The following is a 15,878-nucleotide window of genomic DNA, read 5'->3' as shown; positions in this document are numbered from 1 at the left end:
CGTTTGGAGCTAAATTACAGAGCAAGAGCCAATGCGTCCAGCCGCAGGATGCGGCCTTGGCCAAATTTGTGGCATTCCAGCCAGATTTTGGCATTTGGCAGGCCCGGCGTTAATCTGCCAGGGCCGCCTCAACCCCCATGCCAACCCGCAGCAGAGCTTCCTCGCAATTGGGTTGGCCAAGGACCTGCAAGCCGCAACTGGGGGTGCCGGTGGGCAGGCTCAACCCGCAGGTGCCCATCAGATTGCCAATGCGGGTATTGCGCAGAGTCAGCAGATTGGCCTGCACATAGTAGTCCTCTTCCTGCTCCAGTCGCGCCAGATTGGGCGGCAGGATCGGACAGCTGGGGGACAGGATACCATCAAAGCCAGCCGTTGCCTGATCCCAGGCCATACGGGCCTGCTCCAGCCGCCCCCAGGCGGCAACGTAGTCAGGCCCGGAAAACCCTGCGCCAGAGCGGAAGCGCTCTAGGATCTTGTCAAACATCACCTCGGGGTTGGCCTCGATCACATCTTTCCACAACCCATAGGCCTCGGCGGTGAACAAAATGGCGCTCAACCCCATGGCCTCAACCAGTTCGGGCACCTCCAGCGGCACAATCTCGGCGCCGGCCTGCTGCAGCTTTAGCAGCGCATCCCCATAGCTTTGGGCGACAACCGGGTCGAGATCATCCTGCGCGATAGTTTGCAGATCCGCAAAGCGGCGCCCCTCAAGGCGCGTCGCGCCGCGCAGATCCGGGCCAGCCGTGCCCTCAAGCAGCCCCAGAAACAGGCCGGCATCCTCAACCGAGCGCACCAGCGGGCCGACAGTGTCAAACTTGAGGCACAGCGGCACCACCCCTTCGAGGCTGATCCGCCCGGCGGTGGTTTTCAGGCCAACCAGATCGTTCCAAGCCGAGGGAATGCGCACCGATCCGCCGGTATCAGAACCAATGGCCGCCGCCGCCAGATCAAAGGCAACCGAGGCCGCCGCGCCAGAAGACGAGCCCCCCGGCACTGCGGTCTCGTCGTTCACACAGGGCGGTGTTGCTGTCACCGGATTGAGCCCCAGCCCGGAAAAGGCCAGCTCGCTCATATGGGTTTTGCCAAGGCATACGGCGCCCATGGACGTGGCGGTCTCGAGCACCAGCGCATCCTGGTCCGGCACCCTGCCTTTGAGCAGATCCGAGCCTGCCTCGGTCTTGGCACCCGCAGAATCAAACAGGTCCTTCCAGCTGATCGGCACCCCATCAAGGGCGGAGCGTCGCAGACCCGCCCGCGCGCGCTCGGCGGCGGCCTCGGCCTCGGCCAGGGCCCGCTCATGGGTCACCATGCTATAGATGCGATCGCGGTGCGGATGACTGTCGATGGCGTCCAGATAGCACTGCGCCAAAGCAACCGGATCAATCTCTTGTGCCGCAATTCCCCGCCCCAGATCTGCGGCGCTCATCTTTAGCCAGTCCTGCATTGCCATCCCTCCGTTTGATTTTTCAAGACGGTAGCCTTCTGCTCAAACTGGTACAATCCCGAAGCGCAAAATCGAGGCGGCACAGCGGGTGGGAATTGTTTGATTTTGATCCACTGCCATGGACAATTCCGCCAATCGGCGCATATTGCCAAGTATGAAAAACACATCCGATATTTTGATCGTTGGTGGTGGCTTGAATGGCCCCGCTCTGGCTTTGGCCCTGGCCCAAACCGGCCATAGTGTCACCGTTGTCGACGCCCTGCCCCGGGGCGGGTTTGAGGATGAGGATTTTGACGGCCGCGGCTATGCCCTGGCCCTGGCCTCGCAGCGTTTGCTGGCCCAGATCGGCATCTGGCCCGAGGTGGCCGAGCAGGCGCAGCCAATGCTGGAAATCAAGGCCAGCGATGGCCATGCCGGCGAAGGAGCGGCGCCGTTTTTTGTGCATTTTGATCACCGCGAGATCGAAGAAGGCCCGATGGGCTATATGCTGGAGGATCGCTACCTGCGCCGCGCTCTGCTCAAGGCCATGGCAGACGAGCCCCGCATTTCCCTGATCAATGACGCCCGTGTGGTGGCCCAGGAGACCGACCAGACTGGCGTCACCCTGACTTTGGAAAGTGGTGACACCCTGCGCGGCGGTATCCTGGTGGGGGCAGACGGGCGCAAAAGCGGCACAGCGGCACGCGCCGGTATCAAGCGCACGGGCTGGGACTACGGTCAGACCGCGCTGGTCTGCGCCATTGATCACGAAAAGCCGCATCACGGCATTGCCCATCAGTTCTTTATGGAACCTGGCCCGCTGGCGGTCTTACCGTTGCCGGGCAATCGCTCTTCGATTGTCTGGAGCGAAAAGACCAAAATGGCCGAGGCGATCCAGGGGCTGGATGACAGCGACTATATCACCGCGCTAAAGCCGCGGTTTGGCAATTTCCTCGGCGAAATTTCCCTGGCAGGTAAACGATTTACCTATCCGCTAAACCTGACCATCGCCAATAGCTTTATTGCGGCGCGGATGGCGCTGATTGGCGATGCGGCCCATGGCATGCATCCCATTGCCGGGCAGGGGTTGAATGCGGGGCTGCGCGATGTTGGTGCCTTGGCGGAGGTGCTGACCGAGGCCCGGCGGCGTGGCGAAGATGCGGGATCCGCGCTGGTGCTGGACCGCTATCAACAGTGGCGCCGCTTTGACACGGCCACGCTGGTCGCCAGCACGGACATGGTCAACAAGTTGTTTTCCAATGACAACCCGCTGCTGCGGCTTGGCCGCGATCTTGGCATGGGGCTGGTCAACAGCCTGCCCGGTCTCAGACGCGGCTTCATGCGCGAGGCCGCCGGGCTGACCGGCGACTTGCCACGGCTGCTCAAAGGCGAAGCCATCTGACGTCTCGCCCCGACAAGGGGAGCGCTCCCGCCCATTCCATCAACACCTCTGGTGTTGTGATCTGGTTGGGCCCAGCGCCTTGCCTAAAGGCAAGGCGCTGCACCGCGGGTTGCACAGATGCTGCTAAAAGCCGCCCTGACCGCAAGAACCACTACCGCCAGAACCACCACCGACAGATCGCGAAAGACCGCAACAGTCCAAACTGCGCGCCCGCTGTGCGTGAGCACAGCGCCGGGCCCAAGGCCGCCAAGGGGCACCAAAGGGGCACCTGCGGGCGCGGGAGCCCCCCCTTTTTTACCAAACCATGCAACGGAGGTTTTTGCCGCAGCCTGATGCCGCCTGAAACAGTCTGATGCCGCCTGAACCGGGGCAAATTATCAAACGACGGCACTCATCCCACAGCGAGGCGACCAGAGTAGCCGAGCGGAGAACAACAGGCAGAAGGGAGGGGCAACTGGGGAGGCGAACAGGAGCTGCGCGCCTATTCAATGGCGCGGGCTTCATCCACCAGCATAACTGGAATGCCATTGCGGATTGGAAAGGCCAGATTCGCCGCTCTGGACAGCAGTTCCTGCGCCTCGGCATCATACTCCAGAGTGCCTTGGGTTTGTGGGCAAACCAGGGCCTCCAACATGCGGCGATCAAAGGTCACCGGTTTTGTATCACTCATTGCAAGATATCCTCATCTGCGCCGCCCCTCAGGGAAAACTCGATCAATGTCACCAGCGTTCTGCGCCTTGTGGCAAGACAGGGCGCCTCGAGCAAGGCCTGTTTGTCTTCCGGCTCAAACTCCAACAACATCGACAGGGAGTTGATCAGCAGCTCATCTTCTGCCTCTTTCAACGAGTCCCAATCGGTTGACAGCCCTTGGGCCACAAAGAACCGTTCCAGCAAGGCCAGAAAATCGTCCCGGTCAAACTCGGCATCCGTCTCGGCAGCAGTACCAAGATCGCGGTCAAACCCGCTCCAGCTGACGTCGCAGCGACGGTATGGGCTAAAGCCAGTGACCTCTCCCAGAATGCGGAACCTGGACAGGCCCGACAGGGTGACCATATAGCGGCCATCCTCGGTCTCAGAGAACTGTGTCACCCGCCCAGCGCAGCCTATGGCCTGCAGCGCCTCAGCCCCCCCAAATCCGGCGCAGGGCTGAATCATGCCAATCAGGCGCTGCGGGGTCTTGAGCGCATCTTCGAACATCTGCAAATAGCGCGGTTCAAAGATATGCAACGGCAGGCGGGCCCGGGGCAATAAAATCGCCCGGGGCAGTGGAAAGACAGCAATAGTGTCCGGCAGATCTGCGATATGCATCATGGCTATTACTGTAGGGCAGAGGCCCGATTAGGCAAATATCAATGAGCTCAGCTTGCGGCGACCGTTCAAAACCACCGGATCATTTGGCTGCAGCGCATCAAAGATGGTGAAAAGCTGCGCCTTGGCAGCGCCGTCGTTCCAGTCGCGGTCGCGACGGAACAGCTCCAGCAGTTCGCTCACCGCAGCCTCCGCATCTCCGGTGGCATACAGCGCCTGTGCCAATTCAAAGCGCGCCTCCAGATCCTCGGGGTTGGCCTCAACTTTGGCCGCCAGTTCGGTGACGGGACCGGCGTTCTCCGCCTGCCGCGCCAGTTCGATCTGCGCCCGCGCCGCCTCGATCTCAACGGCATCGGAAATCTCCGCCGGTGCGCCATTCAAAACCGCTTCGGCCTGGTCCAGATCTTCCAGCGCAATATGCGCCCGTGCCAGACCGGAATAGGCCGCAGCGCTTTTGTCATCCTCACCAAGGATCGCCGCAAAGGTCTGCGCCGCATCCGCAACCTCGCCATCCGCCAGCATCTGCTCGGCGACGTCCAGCGCTTCCGCCAGGCCGCCATCCGCACTGCCACCGCCCGCTTCAATGGCCTTGTTCACAAAGGCCTCAATCTCGCTCGGAGGCACATTGCCCTGAAACATATCAACAGGGCGCCCCTCCACAAAGGCAACAACAGTTGGAATAGATTGCAACGGCAACCCCTGCTGCGACAGAGCCTGTGCCAGGCGCTGGTTTTCGTCGACATTGACCTTGGCCATGGTCACCGCGCCTTTGGCCTTGGTCACAACCGCTTCCAAAGCAGGGCCAAGCGTCTTGCAGGGGCCACACCAGGGCGCCCAGAAATCAACGATCACCGGCGCCTGCATCGAGGCCTCAATCACATCCTGCATAAAGGTCGCCTCACCGACCTCCTTGATCAAATCACCTGCGGGGGCTGCTGTGCCCGCTCCGCCAATAATATCCATTGTCCAGATCTTCTCCGTTTGAAGCTTGCCCCCTATATGGAGCCCTGGAACACAGAAACCAAGAGTGGAGTTCACCCGGTCTTGCTCCTGCTCTCATTTCGCACCAGCCTGCCAGGCTTTGTCTCAGGCATCAACACAGCGCAACCGCGCCGCTCCTCTGCGCGGCGCCCGGCCCAACGGGAGGCGGGCATCTATGATGCCCAAACGACGGGCGGGAGCCCCCCGCCCGTCAAAAGCGCTACAGATCAAATGTCGCAAAAACTGGCGCGTGATCACTGGGTTTTTCCCAGCCCCGCGCGGCGCGCAGAACCCGGCTGGAATGCGCCGCCTGGCGAATATCTTCGGTGGCCCAGACGTGATCCAGGCGCCGCCCCTTGTCAGCCGCATCCCAATCCTTGGCTCGGTAGCTCCACCAGCTATACAGCAGCCCCTCGGGGATATCCGCCCGGGTGACATCCGCCCAATGTCCTGCCTCCTGCACCTCCGCCAGCAGATCCACCTCCACCGGTGTATGGCTGACAATTTTCAGCATTTTCTTGTGGTCCCAGACATCATCTTCGCGCGGTGCGATATTGAGGTCGCCAACCAGAATGGATTTTTCGGGTCGCTCAGACTTGAACCAGTCCCGCATCTCGCTGAGGTAATCCAGCTTCTGGCCAAATTTCTCGTTCACCTCCCGGTCGGGCTTGTCCCCGCCCGCAGGCACGTAGAAATTATGCACCGTCACGCCATTTTCCAGCCGCCCCGCAATATGGCGCGCATGGCCGAGATTGGCAAAATCCTCTGCCCCGGCCTCCTCAATGGGCAAACGCGACAAAATCGCAACGCCGTTATATCCCTTCTGCCCGCGCGCCACCATATAGGGGTAGCCCAGATCGGCAAAAGCCTGTGTCGGGATCTTGTCCACCGGGCTTTTGCACTCCTGCAGACACAGCACATCCGGTCCTTCCTCGCGCAAGAGTTTCTGCACCAGCCCTTCGCGCAGACGGACAGAGTTGATGTTCCAGGTCGCAAGGGAAAAAGCCATGTAGATGCTCCAATTGGCAGGGGGTATGCCACTGGCTACCACAGTGCTGCGAACCGGAGAAGAGAGCAGCGACGGGATTTTGCCAAACCCGTGCCCACCCCCCCCGTAAGCAGACGAGGCAACATGGCGCCAAAAAAATGGCCGGGCACGAAGCCCGGCCCAGTCCAACAGGGAGGTGCATGTCATGACCCGGACATGCGCGGGATGTGAACAAAAATAAAGATGTGCAAAAGATACGTCTTTGACCTATGTCAAAGGTAAAGACGCTAGCTTATCAGACGGTAGCCACCGGATTCCGTCACCAGAATACGGGCATTAGAGGGGTCCGGCTCAATCTTCTGGCGCAGCCGGTAGATATGGGTTTCCAAGGTATGGGTGGTGACCCCAGCGTTATAGCCCCAGACCTCATGCAGCAGCACATCCCGCGCCACCACCCCATCGGTGGAGCGATAGAGGAACTTCAGAATATTGGTCTCTTTCTCGGTGAGCCGGATCTTGCGGTCATCCTCGGTCAGCAGCATCTTCATCGCGGGTTTGAACGTATAGGGCCCAAGCACAAAAACCGCGTCTTCGGATTGTTCATGCTGGCGCAGCTGGGCGCGGATACGCGCCAGAAGCACCGGGAATTTGAACGGTTTCGAGACATAGTCATTGGCACCGGCATCCAGTCCCAGAATGGTGTCTGAATCGCTGTCATGGCCTGTCAGCATCAGGATCGGTGCCTTGACGCCCTGTTTGCGCATCAAGCGACATAGCTCGCGACCATCGGTGTCGGGCAGGCCGACATCCAGGATCACCAGATCATATAGCGCCTCTTTGATGCGTTCCATGGCGCTTTGACCGCTCTCGGCTTCAAAGACATCAAAGTCTTCGGTCATGACCAATTGTTCGCTCAGGGCCTCGCGCAGATCTTCATCGTCATCCACCAGTAGAATTTTCTTCAGTTGCGCCATGTCGATGCTCTCCCGCCTCTAGATCCTGTTTCCGTGTCTCACAGATGCGCCTCGCCTCTGCAAAGGACAAGATATGCTGCAAAACATTCACGCCGTCGTGTCCGTAGCAAAGGAATTATTTCACTTCTGTTGAAATTGAGCCTAGGAAAGGCCGGTATTTATGTCACCAAGCGCTGGATCTGCTGCATGAGCCTGATGCCCACCATGATCGAATTGCTGGCCCGCGCGCGGGTGGATCTGCGCATGGGGCTGCCAGTCGTCCTTGTTGAAGAGGGTCAGGCCGCTCTCGCCATTGCCGCCGAAAGCCTGTCGCAGGACCGCCTGACCGAGATGCAGGCGCTGGGAGAGATTACCCTGGCACTGACCGCGCGCCGCGCCGAGACCCTGAAGGCGCGCGCCTATGATGGCGATACCGCCCGCATCCGCCTGCCAGCCGCAGCAGATCTGGGTTGGATCCAGGCGCTGGCGGATCCAGCGGACGATCTGAAGGCGCCGATGAAAGGCCCCCTGGTTAGCGCCCGTGAGGGTTCCGCCACGCTGCACCGTCTGGCCATTGCTCTGGTGAAATCGGCGCGGCTGCTGCCTGCTGCGTTGCTCGTGCCGCTGGACAGTGGCGCACAGTTTGCCGTCAGCCATGGGCTTACCCTGTTGCCGCAGGCCGCAGCTGAGCCGCTGATGAGCCAAAGCTCGCCGCTGCATGCTGTCGCTGCGGCCCGCCTGCCGATGCAGGCTGCCGAGGCTGGTCGGCTGCATGTGTTTCGCCCCGAAGATGGCGCCGAAGAACACTACGCCATCGAAGTGGGACGACCTGATCGACACCAGCCGGTTCTGGCACGGCTGCATTCGGCCTGTTTCACCGGCGATGTTCTGGGATCACTGAAATGCGACTGCGGCCCGCAGCTCAACGCGGCGCTGGCGCAGATGGGGGCGACGGGCAGCGGTGTGTTGCTTTACCTCAACCAAGAAGGACGTGGCATTGGCCTGGCCAATAAGATGCGCGCCTATTCGCTGCAGGATCAGGGGTTTGACACGGTTGAGGCCAATCACCGCCTGGGCTTTGAAGATGACGAGCGGGATTTCCGCCTCGGCTCTGCCATCCTGAAAGAGCTGGGGTTTTCCCAGGTGCGCCTGTTGACCAACAATCCAAACAAGATCGCCATGATGGAAAAAACCGGCATCAAGGTCACCGAGCGGGTGGCGCTTAAAGTGGGCAAAAATGCCTTCAACGCGCAGTATCTGGCCACCAAGGCCGCCAAATCGGGTCACATGTTGTGACCACCCCGCCCTATTCTGCAGCAGATCTGATCCTGACCAAACGCGGGTTGCGCTGCGGCGGGCGGCTGCTGCCCTGCAGTATCGGCAAGGGCGGTATCTCACGCCACAAACGCGAAGGCGACGGGGCCACGCCGACCGGGCTGCACCACATTGTCGGCATGCTGTACCGCCCGGACCGCATGGCCAGGCCCTGCACCTGGGCCCGGCCGATTGGCCCCGGTGATCTGTGGTCGGATGACAGCCGCGACAGCTGCTACAACACTCTGGTCACAGCGCCTTATGGATGCAGCCACGAGCGCCTGCGCCGCGCCGACCCGTTGTATGATCTGGTGCTGATACTGGATTGGAACTGGCCCAAGGCCACCCCCGGCAAAGGCTCTGCCATCTTTATCCACCAATGGCGTCGCCCAGGCTATCCGACCGAGGGCTGCATCGCCCTCGCTCGCCGTGATCTGCAGTGGCTGGCTCGCCACATAGAGCCGGGCAGCCGGGTGATTGTCCCAGATCTGGCCTAGGCCCAGTCAGGTTTGCTCATCATCAGGCTTGCTCATCATAGGCACGCGCCCCAAAGATGGCTGAGCCAACCCGCACATGGGTTGCCCCATGGGCAATCGCCTGCTCAAAATCTCCGCTCATCCCCATGGACAGCCCCGCCAGCCCATTGCGGGCGGCTATCTCTGCCAATTGGGTGAAATGATCGGCTGCGACCTCTGCCACCGGCGGGATACACATCAGGCCTTTGACCGGCAGATGCAGCCCGCGACAGTCCGCAACAAAGCCATCGGCCTCCTCGGGCAGGATGCCGGCCTTTTGTGGTTCGGCTCCGGTATTGACCTGAATGAACAGATCCGGGCAGTGGCCCAGCTCCTGCGCCAGCCGGGCAATACTCTTGGCCAGTTTTGGGCGATCCAGCGTATGGATAGCGTTGAAAAGCTCCATCGCCTGACGCGTCTTGTTGCTTTGCAAGGGGCCAATCAGATGCAGATCCAACCCGCTATAGGTCTGGGCAAAATCCGGCCATTTGCCCAGGGCCTCTTGTACGCGGTTTTCGCCAAAGCACCGCTGGCCTTCGTCCAATACCGCGGCCACCCGCGCGTTTGGCTGGACCTTGGACACGGCGATCAGCGTCACCGATCCTGCGGGACGGTCTGCAGCAGCCTCTGCCGCTGTGATACGGGTTTTGATTTCTTGCAGCGACATTTTGCTCTCTCCGGTTTTGACGCCAGAACAACACTGTTTGGCGGCAAATGTTAAGAGCCAAACGAAAAGGGCGAGCTCTGTTAAGAGCCCGCCCCCAATTCACGCTAAGCGTAAGTTCAGCTTAGAAGCTGAAGTATACACCAGCCTGGAACGAGTTGTCGTTGTCTGCTTCGTCAACATAGCCAGCAACAAAGGTAGCGCCGCCACCCAGGTCGTACTGGTAGTTGATGCCGAAGGAGGTGCCGTCGGTTGCGCGAGCGTTTGCACCAACAGTGGTTGCACCGGTAACGGTGGTATCAGCCAGCAGAGCTGCGTCAACGTCGGTGTTGTTCACCCAGAGAACCAGGTTGGAAGCTGCGCCGATGTCCATGTTACCTTCCAGGGTAACAGAGTCAGCAACGTCGGAGGAACCGTAAGCGATTTTGGCGCCGAACTGACCGAAGTCACCACCAGCGGCGAGGAAGTACATGCCGTCGTTTGCGTCGATAACGACACCGCCGGAAGTTGTGTAGGTGGCAGTGTTGTCAGCAGCTTGGTAAGCAGCGGTGACATAGTAATCGGAGAACGAGTATGTCACCATGACTGCGGTGCGCTGTTCGCCGTTTGCTTCACCCAGAACGAGACCACCGTTACGCTGGCTGTAGGAGATGTGACCAGTGAAACCACCAACCGAGTACAGAGCTTCGATGCCGTTTGCGCCCATGCCGTCGGAATCATATGCATCCCAGTTAAAGCTAGTGCCAACGGAACCAGCTGTACCGGCTGCGATGGAAGCAGCGGAGAAGCTAGAAGATTTGATGGCCAGCGAGTGGAAGCCTTGGCCGTCGATGCCTGTACCAGCGGAACGAGCGCCAGTTACATACAGACCAGGTGCGTTTTCAACAGCACCGATGATGTTGCCAACGTTGACAGCCAGGCCGCCGTAGGTCACGCCAAAACGTGCGCCGTTGAAGCCGTTGTCGCCACCGGCACCAGCACTTGCGCCTGGGTTGCCGTCACGGCTTTCGGACTGCATACGAACGCGAGCGTTGAAGCCAATGCCGCCGTCAGATTCGGTGGACATGTCGACCTGCAGACGCAGACGGCTGGTGATGTTGGTTTCGGAAACGCCAGCAACACGCTCGTTGGCGGAGTTGTAGTCCAGACCAAAGCGGCCGTAACCGGACAGACGGACGTCAGCAGCTGCCATGCCGGCAGTGGCGATCAGCGCGGTAGTCGCGAAGAGAACCTTTTTCATCGATTTTTCCCTCGGTTTTCAATTCTGATGCCCAAACCGGGGAATCCGGTGTGGGTATGACAAGGGGTTTCGCTTTTTCACCCCCGTTTTGGCAAGAGCGGCCCAACTGCCAGCCAGCATTGCTCTTTCGGATGGTGCAGCTTTGCCACAGTCTCAAGCCTGCCCCGGCTCTTCCCACTCTGAATCCGCCTGATTTGCGCGCTGTGCAGCGCGTTCATCAACAACTATCCGCGCAGCACCCATGATAACCAATCTGCCCGTAATTCTCTGCGCCCCATATATAACTGTCCGCCCACACGATTCGCTGGAAGCCAGCGCAGATCGCTAAACCCCTTGCTCCGCAACCCGCCGATACGGTAGGAGTTCCGCAAGATACTGGCCCCAGGAGCGACGATGACACTGCATAAGATAGTTAAGACGACCCTCGTAGGGGTTTTGTGCTTTGGTTTAGCAGCCTGTGGCGGGCGCGCTGACAGGGGTGCGTCCCGTGGAACAGCGCCCCAAGAATTCAACAACGACGTCGATGCGGCCGGAAGTAAACGGTCATCGATCTGGGATCTGTTCGGCGGCACGCCGGATCAGAAGGTTCAGGTGAACCGCTACCTGTGGAATGCCACTCTGGATGTTCTGGAGTTCCTGCCAGTACAGTCTGTTGATCCCTTCACCGGCGTCATCGTAACCGGCTATGGCACCCCTCCCGGCAGCGGGCGCTCGTATCGTGCCACGGTTCATATCAAGGATCCGGCCCTGGACGCGCGGTCGCTGAATGTCTCGCTGCAGACAAAGGGCGGACGCCCCGTCAGCGCATCCACCACCCGCGCCGTTGAGGACGCAATCCTGTCACGCGCCCGCCAGTTGCGCATCGCCGACAAGAACCTCTGACCTCCGGCGACGAAGCTCTGGAACAGAGATCAAAACAACAGTATTACATGCGCCGGGTCACCACCCGGCGTTTTCATTCTTAAAGGACCTGTCGTGATGTCGCGCTACGCTGCCACCGAAATCGAAGAAAAATGGCAAAAGGCCTGGGATGAGGCCGGTATTTTTGAGGCCAAACGCACACCTGGCAAAGAGAAATACTACGTGCTCGAGATGTTCCCCTACCCATCGGGGAAGCTGCACATGGGCCATGTGCGCAACTACACCATGGGCGACGTGGTGGCGCGTTATAAGATGTCTACCGGACATAACGTATTGCATCCAATGGGTTGGGATGCCTTTGGCATGCCCGCTGAAAACGCCGCCATGGCCAGCGGTGGCCACCCCAAGGACTGGACCTACGCCAATATCGCCGCGATGAAAGAGCAGATGAAGCCCCTGGGCCTGTCGCTCGACTGGTCGCGCGAATTTGCCACCTGTGACGAAGACTACTATGGCCAGCAGCAGGCTCTGTTCCTGGACTTCCTCGACAAGGGGCTGGTCTACCGCAAAAACGCCGTGGTGAACTGGGATCCGGTTGATATGACCGTTCTGGCCAACGAACAGGTCGAAGGCGGCCGTGGCTGGCGCTCGGGCGCGCTGGTGGAACGGCGCGAGCTGACCCAGTGGTTCTTCAAGATCTCTGACTACTCGGAAGAGCTGCTGAGCGCGCTGGACACATTGGACAACTGGCCCGCCAAGGTGCGCCTGATGCAGGAAAACTGGATCGGCAAATCCCGCGGGCTGCAGTTTGGCTTTGAGCGCACAGATGGCGGCGCACCGATCGAGGTCTATACCACCCGCCCCGACACCCTGATGGGCGCCAGCTTTGTTGGTATCTCGCCCGATCACCCCATTGCCAAAGAGCTCGAAGCGAACTCTCCTGAAGTGGCTGAATTTGTTGCGGAATGCCGCAAGGGTGGCACCACCGAAGAGGCCATTGAGACGGCTGAAAAGCTGGGCTATGACACCGGCCTGCGCGTCAAACACCCACTGAACCCGGATTGGGAGCTGCCGGTCTGGATCGCCAATTTCATCCTGATGGATTACGGCACCGGCGCGGTCTTTGCCTGCCCGGCACATGACCAGCGCGATCTGGATTTCTGCCGCAAATATGATCTGCCGGTGACAAACGCCTTCTTTACATTGGATGACGCAACACCGGTTGCGAACGAGGCTCTGGTGCCTGCAAAATCGGAAAAGGTCCGCTGGGTTGATCACTTTGCCGGCCTCACCGAGGCCACCGGCGAAGAGGCCATCAACACCACCGTTGATTTTGCCGAAAAGGCCGGCTGGGGTGAAGGTGTCACCAAGTTCCGTCTACGCGACTGGGGCCTGTCGCGTCAGCGCTATTGGGGCTGCCCGATTCCCGTGGTGCATTGCGCCGATTGCGGTGTGGTGCCCGAAAAGAAAGAAAACCTGCCTATCGCCCTGCCCTATGACGAAGACGGCAAGGCAATTGATTTCTCGGTGCCCGGCAACCCGCTGGATCGCCACCCCAGCTGGCGCGACTGCGCCTGCCCCGCCTGTGGCAAACCGGCCCGGCGCGAGACTGATACCATGGACACCTTTGTGGACTCCTCGTGGTATTTCACCCGCTTTACCGCGCCACATGCCAAAACACCCACAGTTCTGTCCGAGGCCGAATACTGGATGAATGTGGATCAGTATATCGGCGGCGTCGAACATGCGATTCTGCACCTGCTTTATGCGCGTTTCTTCTCGCGGGCGATGAAGATCTGCGGCCATCTGCCCGAGGGCGCCGAAGAGCCCTTTGATGCCTTGTTCACCCAGGGCATGGTGACCCATGCGATCTACCAGAGCGAAGGCGCCAATGGTCGTCCGGTTTATCACTATCCCGAAGAAATCGAACTGCGCGACGGTAAAGCCTTCCTCAAAGAGGGCGGCGCGGAGGTAAAAACCATCCCTTCGGCCAAGATGTCGAAGTCCAAAAACAACGTGGTCGACCCGCTGTCGATCATCTCTGCCTTTGGCGCCGACACTGCGCGCTGGTTTGTGCTGTCCGATTCGCCCCCCGAACGGGATGTGGAATGGACGGCTGCTGGCGCCGAGGCCGCTTATAAGCACCTGAACCGGGTCTGGAATCTCTGCGACAAGATCGCTGATATGGAACCCGGAACGCCGGGCCAAGGCGACGAAGATCTGCTGCGCGAGATGCATAAAACCATCCGCGATGTGACCCTGGGCATTGAAAGCTTTGGCTTTAACGCCTCCATCGCGCGGCTCTATGGCTTCACCAATACCCTGGCAAAATCCAAGGCCGGTCAGGCAGCGCAGAAACAGGCCATCATGGTGCTGGCGCAGCTGATGTCCCCGATGGTGCCGCACCTGGCCGAGGCCATCTGGGCCTATCAGGGCGGTGAGGGACTGATCACCACAGCCCCCTGGCCCGTCGCGGATGAGGCCATGCTGGTCGAGGACAGCGTCACCCTGCCGATCCAGATCAATGGCAAACGCCGGGGTGAGATCACCGTGGCTGCCGATCTCGACAAAGCAGAGGTTGAAAAAATCGCCCTGGCACACGAAGCTGTGCAAAAGGCGCTGAATGGCGGCGCCCCGAAAAAGGTCATCGTGGTGCCGGGTCGTATCGTCAATGTCGTTGCTTAAACAACCTTTGCTAATCCTCGCGCTGGCCACCTCTGTGGTGGTCAGCGCCTGTGGCTTTACGCCGGTGAATGCGCCGGGGGGCACGGGCGATGCGCTCTATGGGGAGGTGGTCATCACCTTTCCGGACCTGCCCGATTCGACAGGGGACAGAAATGCCTATTTCCTGGTGCGGGATCTGGAGCAGCGCCTGGGACGCACCAGCAGTGGCGACTACCAACTTGACCTGACCCTGACAACCAGCACCGAAGGCCAGGCAATCACCGCTGACAACTCGATCACCCGCTATTCGATCATCGGCGCTGCGGGCTACAGCCTGACCCGCCAATCGGATGGGGTGGTGGTGGCCAGCGGCAGTGAGACCAATTTCACCGGCTATTCCGCCACCGGCTCTACCGTTGAAACCCTTGCCGGGGAGCGCGACGCCTATGAGCGTCTGATGCGCATCCTTGCGGATCAGATCTCTGCGCGCCTGCTGGCCTCAGCGGATCTGACCACGACAGCCGCCGAATGAAGCTTTCGCCGCGTGACACCGATGCCTATTGCCAGCGCCCGGATCCCTCCAAGACCGGGCTGCTGATCTATGGCGCCGATGCCATGCGGGTGGCGCTAAAGCGGCAGCAGATGCTGGCTGCCCTGCTGGGGCCTGGCGCAGATGAGGAAATGCGGCTGACCCGGATGCCCGGCAGCGAGCTGCGCAAAGATCCCGCCCAGTTGTTGGACGCGGTCAAGGCGGTGGGGTTTTTCCCCGGTGCCCGCGCCGTATTTGTGGAAGAGGCCAACGACACCGCCGCCCCGGCGATTCTGGCCGCGCTTGAAGAATGGCAGCCCGGCGACGCGCAGATTATCGTCACCGCCGGTCAGCTCAAAGCCACCTCAAAGCTGCGCAAGGGGTTTGAAAGCCACGCAAATGCCTATGCTACCGGCATCTATGACGATCCCCCCTCGCGGGGGGAGATCGAGCGCATCCTGGGTGCGGCGCAGATCCGCGATGTGCCAAATGACAGCATGTTGGCGCTGACTGATATTGCCAATGACATTGGTCCTGGGGATTTCTCGCGGATGATCGACAAGCTGTCGCTTTATAAACATGGCGACACTGCGCCTTTGTCACTGGAGGATATCCAGGCGGTGGCGCCACAATCGACCGAGGCAGCCCTGGACGATGTGCTGAATGTGGTGGCCGAGGGGCGCACCGCCGAAATTGGCCCCCTGATCAGCAGGTTACAGTCACAGGGCACCAATGCCGTGACACTGTGTATTGGCGCCACCCGGCATTTTCGCACGCTTTACACCGTTACCGCCGATCCCGGCGGTCCCGCGCAGGGCATTGGCCGGTTGCGTCCGCCGCTCTATGGCAAGCGCCGCGACAGGGTGCTGCGTCAGGCGCAGGGCTGGGGGGCAGATCGGGTGCAACGGGCGCTGACAATCCTGACAGATACCGACCTGTTGCTGCGGTCGGCCGGGCAAACCGCGCCCGCCCTAGCGCTGATGGAGCGCGCACTGATCCGGCTGTCGATGCTGGGCCGCGCCCGCTGAGGACGCAC

15 protein-coding genes are annotated in these 15,878 nt (G+C 60.4%); 7 read left to right on the top strand and 8 right to left on the bottom strand.

Annotated elements, in window-relative coordinates; all coding sequences use genetic code 11:
• Nucleotides 1–109: 109 nt before the first annotated feature.
• The gene (locus ARCT_RS0123425; RefSeq protein WP_027242271.1) at nt 110–1,444 is read right to left on the bottom strand and encodes an amidase; all 1,335 of its coding nucleotides are present in this window, start codon (nt 1,442–1,444) and stop codon (nt 110–112) included.
• 154 nt (nt 1,445–1,598) lie between these two features.
• Between ARCT_RS0123425 and ARCT_RS0123420 the strand changes: the two genes are divergently transcribed.
• Nucleotides 1,599–2,825 (top strand): FAD-dependent monooxygenase, encoded by a 1,227-nt coding sequence (locus ARCT_RS0123420; RefSeq protein ID WP_027242270.1) that lies wholly within the window; start codon nt 1,599–1,601, stop codon nt 2,823–2,825.
• A 481-nt stretch (nt 2,826–3,306) separates the two neighbouring features.
• On the opposite strand, the gene ARCT_RS0123415 is transcribed toward ARCT_RS0123420, so the two are convergent.
• The 5 genes from ARCT_RS0123415 to ARCT_RS0123395 form a co-directional block, all read right to left on the bottom strand.
• Nucleotides 3,307–3,495: a Trm112 family protein gene (locus ARCT_RS0123415; protein ID WP_027242269.1), complete on the bottom strand. Its 189-nt coding sequence runs from the start codon at nt 3,493–3,495 to the stop codon at nt 3,307–3,309.
• Complete coding sequence (locus ARCT_RS0123410) at nt 3,492–4,136, bottom strand: LON peptidase substrate-binding domain-containing protein (RefSeq protein ID WP_027242268.1); 645 nt, start codon at nt 4,134–4,136, stop codon at nt 3,492–3,494. The genes ARCT_RS0123415 and ARCT_RS0123410 overlap by 4 nt, the downstream gene beginning before the upstream one ends.
• A gap of 27 nt (nt 4,137–4,163) precedes the next feature.
• Nucleotides 4,164–5,096, bottom strand: coding sequence for a tetratricopeptide repeat protein (locus tag ARCT_RS0123405; protein WP_027242267.1), 933 nt, complete (start codon nt 5,094–5,096; stop codon nt 4,164–4,166).
• A gap of 238 nt (nt 5,097–5,334) precedes the next feature.
• The gene (locus ARCT_RS0123400; protein ID WP_027242266.1) at nt 5,335–6,123 is read right to left on the bottom strand and encodes an exodeoxyribonuclease III; all 789 of its coding nucleotides are present in this window, start codon (nt 6,121–6,123) and stop codon (nt 5,335–5,337) included.
• Between the two features lie 266 nt (nt 6,124–6,389).
• On the bottom strand, nt 6,390–7,076 hold the full coding sequence (locus tag ARCT_RS0123395) for a response regulator transcription factor (RefSeq protein WP_027242265.1): 687 nt from the start codon (nt 7,074–7,076) through the stop codon (nt 6,390–6,392).
• Nucleotides 7,077–7,262: 186 nt separating this feature from the next.
• On the opposite strand from ARCT_RS0123395, the gene ribA reads away from it, so the two are divergent.
• Nucleotides 7,263–8,351, top strand: coding sequence for a GTP cyclohydrolase II (gene ribA / locus ARCT_RS0123390; RefSeq protein WP_027242264.1), 1,089 nt, complete (start codon nt 7,263–7,265; stop codon nt 8,349–8,351).
• Complete coding sequence (locus ARCT_RS0123385; RefSeq protein WP_240476368.1) at nt 8,348–8,866, top strand: L,D-transpeptidase family protein; 519 nt, start codon at nt 8,348–8,350, stop codon at nt 8,864–8,866. The genes ribA and ARCT_RS0123385 overlap by 4 nt, the downstream gene beginning before the upstream one ends.
• A gap of 22 nt (nt 8,867–8,888) precedes the next feature.
• Here ARCT_RS0123385 and ARCT_RS0123380 read toward each other — a convergent pair whose 3' ends face one another.
• Both ARCT_RS0123380 and ARCT_RS0123375 read right to left on the bottom strand, forming a co-directional pair.
• Complete coding sequence (locus tag ARCT_RS0123380; RefSeq protein ID WP_027242262.1) at nt 8,889–9,551, bottom strand: YggS family pyridoxal phosphate-dependent enzyme; 663 nt, start codon at nt 9,549–9,551, stop codon at nt 8,889–8,891.
• A 121-nt stretch (nt 9,552–9,672) separates the two neighbouring features.
• A complete protein-coding gene (locus ARCT_RS0123375; protein ID WP_027242261.1) occupies nt 9,673–10,788 on the bottom strand; it encodes a porin in 1,116 nt (371 codons plus the stop codon).
• Nucleotides 10,789–11,181: 393 nt separating this feature from the next.
• Between ARCT_RS0123375 and ARCT_RS0123370 the strand changes: the two genes are divergently transcribed.
• From ARCT_RS0123370 to holA, 4 genes are all read left to right on the top strand, one after another.
• Entirely contained in the window at nt 11,182–11,670 is a 489-nt protein-coding gene (locus tag ARCT_RS0123370) for a DUF3576 domain-containing protein (RefSeq protein ID WP_027242260.1), read from the top strand.
• A 96-nt stretch (nt 11,671–11,766) separates the two neighbouring features.
• Nucleotides 11,767–14,334, top strand: a complete 2,568-nt coding sequence (gene leuS / locus ARCT_RS0123365) for a leucine--tRNA ligase (protein ID WP_027242259.1) — start codon at nt 11,767–11,769, stop codon at nt 14,332–14,334.
• Nucleotides 14,321–14,845 carry an LPS assembly lipoprotein LptE gene (gene lptE, locus ARCT_RS0123360; protein ID WP_027242258.1) on the top strand — a complete coding sequence of 175 codons (525 nt, stop codon included), beginning with the start codon at nt 14,321–14,323 and terminating at the stop codon, nt 14,843–14,845. Before leuS ends, lptE begins: the two co-directional genes overlap by 14 nt.
• Nucleotides 14,842–15,870, top strand: coding sequence for a DNA polymerase III subunit delta (gene holA, locus ARCT_RS0123355; RefSeq protein WP_027242257.1), 1,029 nt, complete (start codon nt 14,842–14,844; stop codon nt 15,868–15,870). Before lptE ends, holA begins: the two co-directional genes overlap by 4 nt.
• Nucleotides 15,871–15,878 lie beyond the last annotated feature (8 nt).

It is taken from the genome of Pseudophaeobacter arcticus DSM 23566, from assembly GCF_000473205.1.
Lineage (GTDB): Bacteria > Pseudomonadota > Alphaproteobacteria > Rhodobacterales > Rhodobacteraceae > Pseudophaeobacter > Pseudophaeobacter arcticus.
This window is presented reverse-complemented; position numbering and strand designations above follow the sequence as displayed.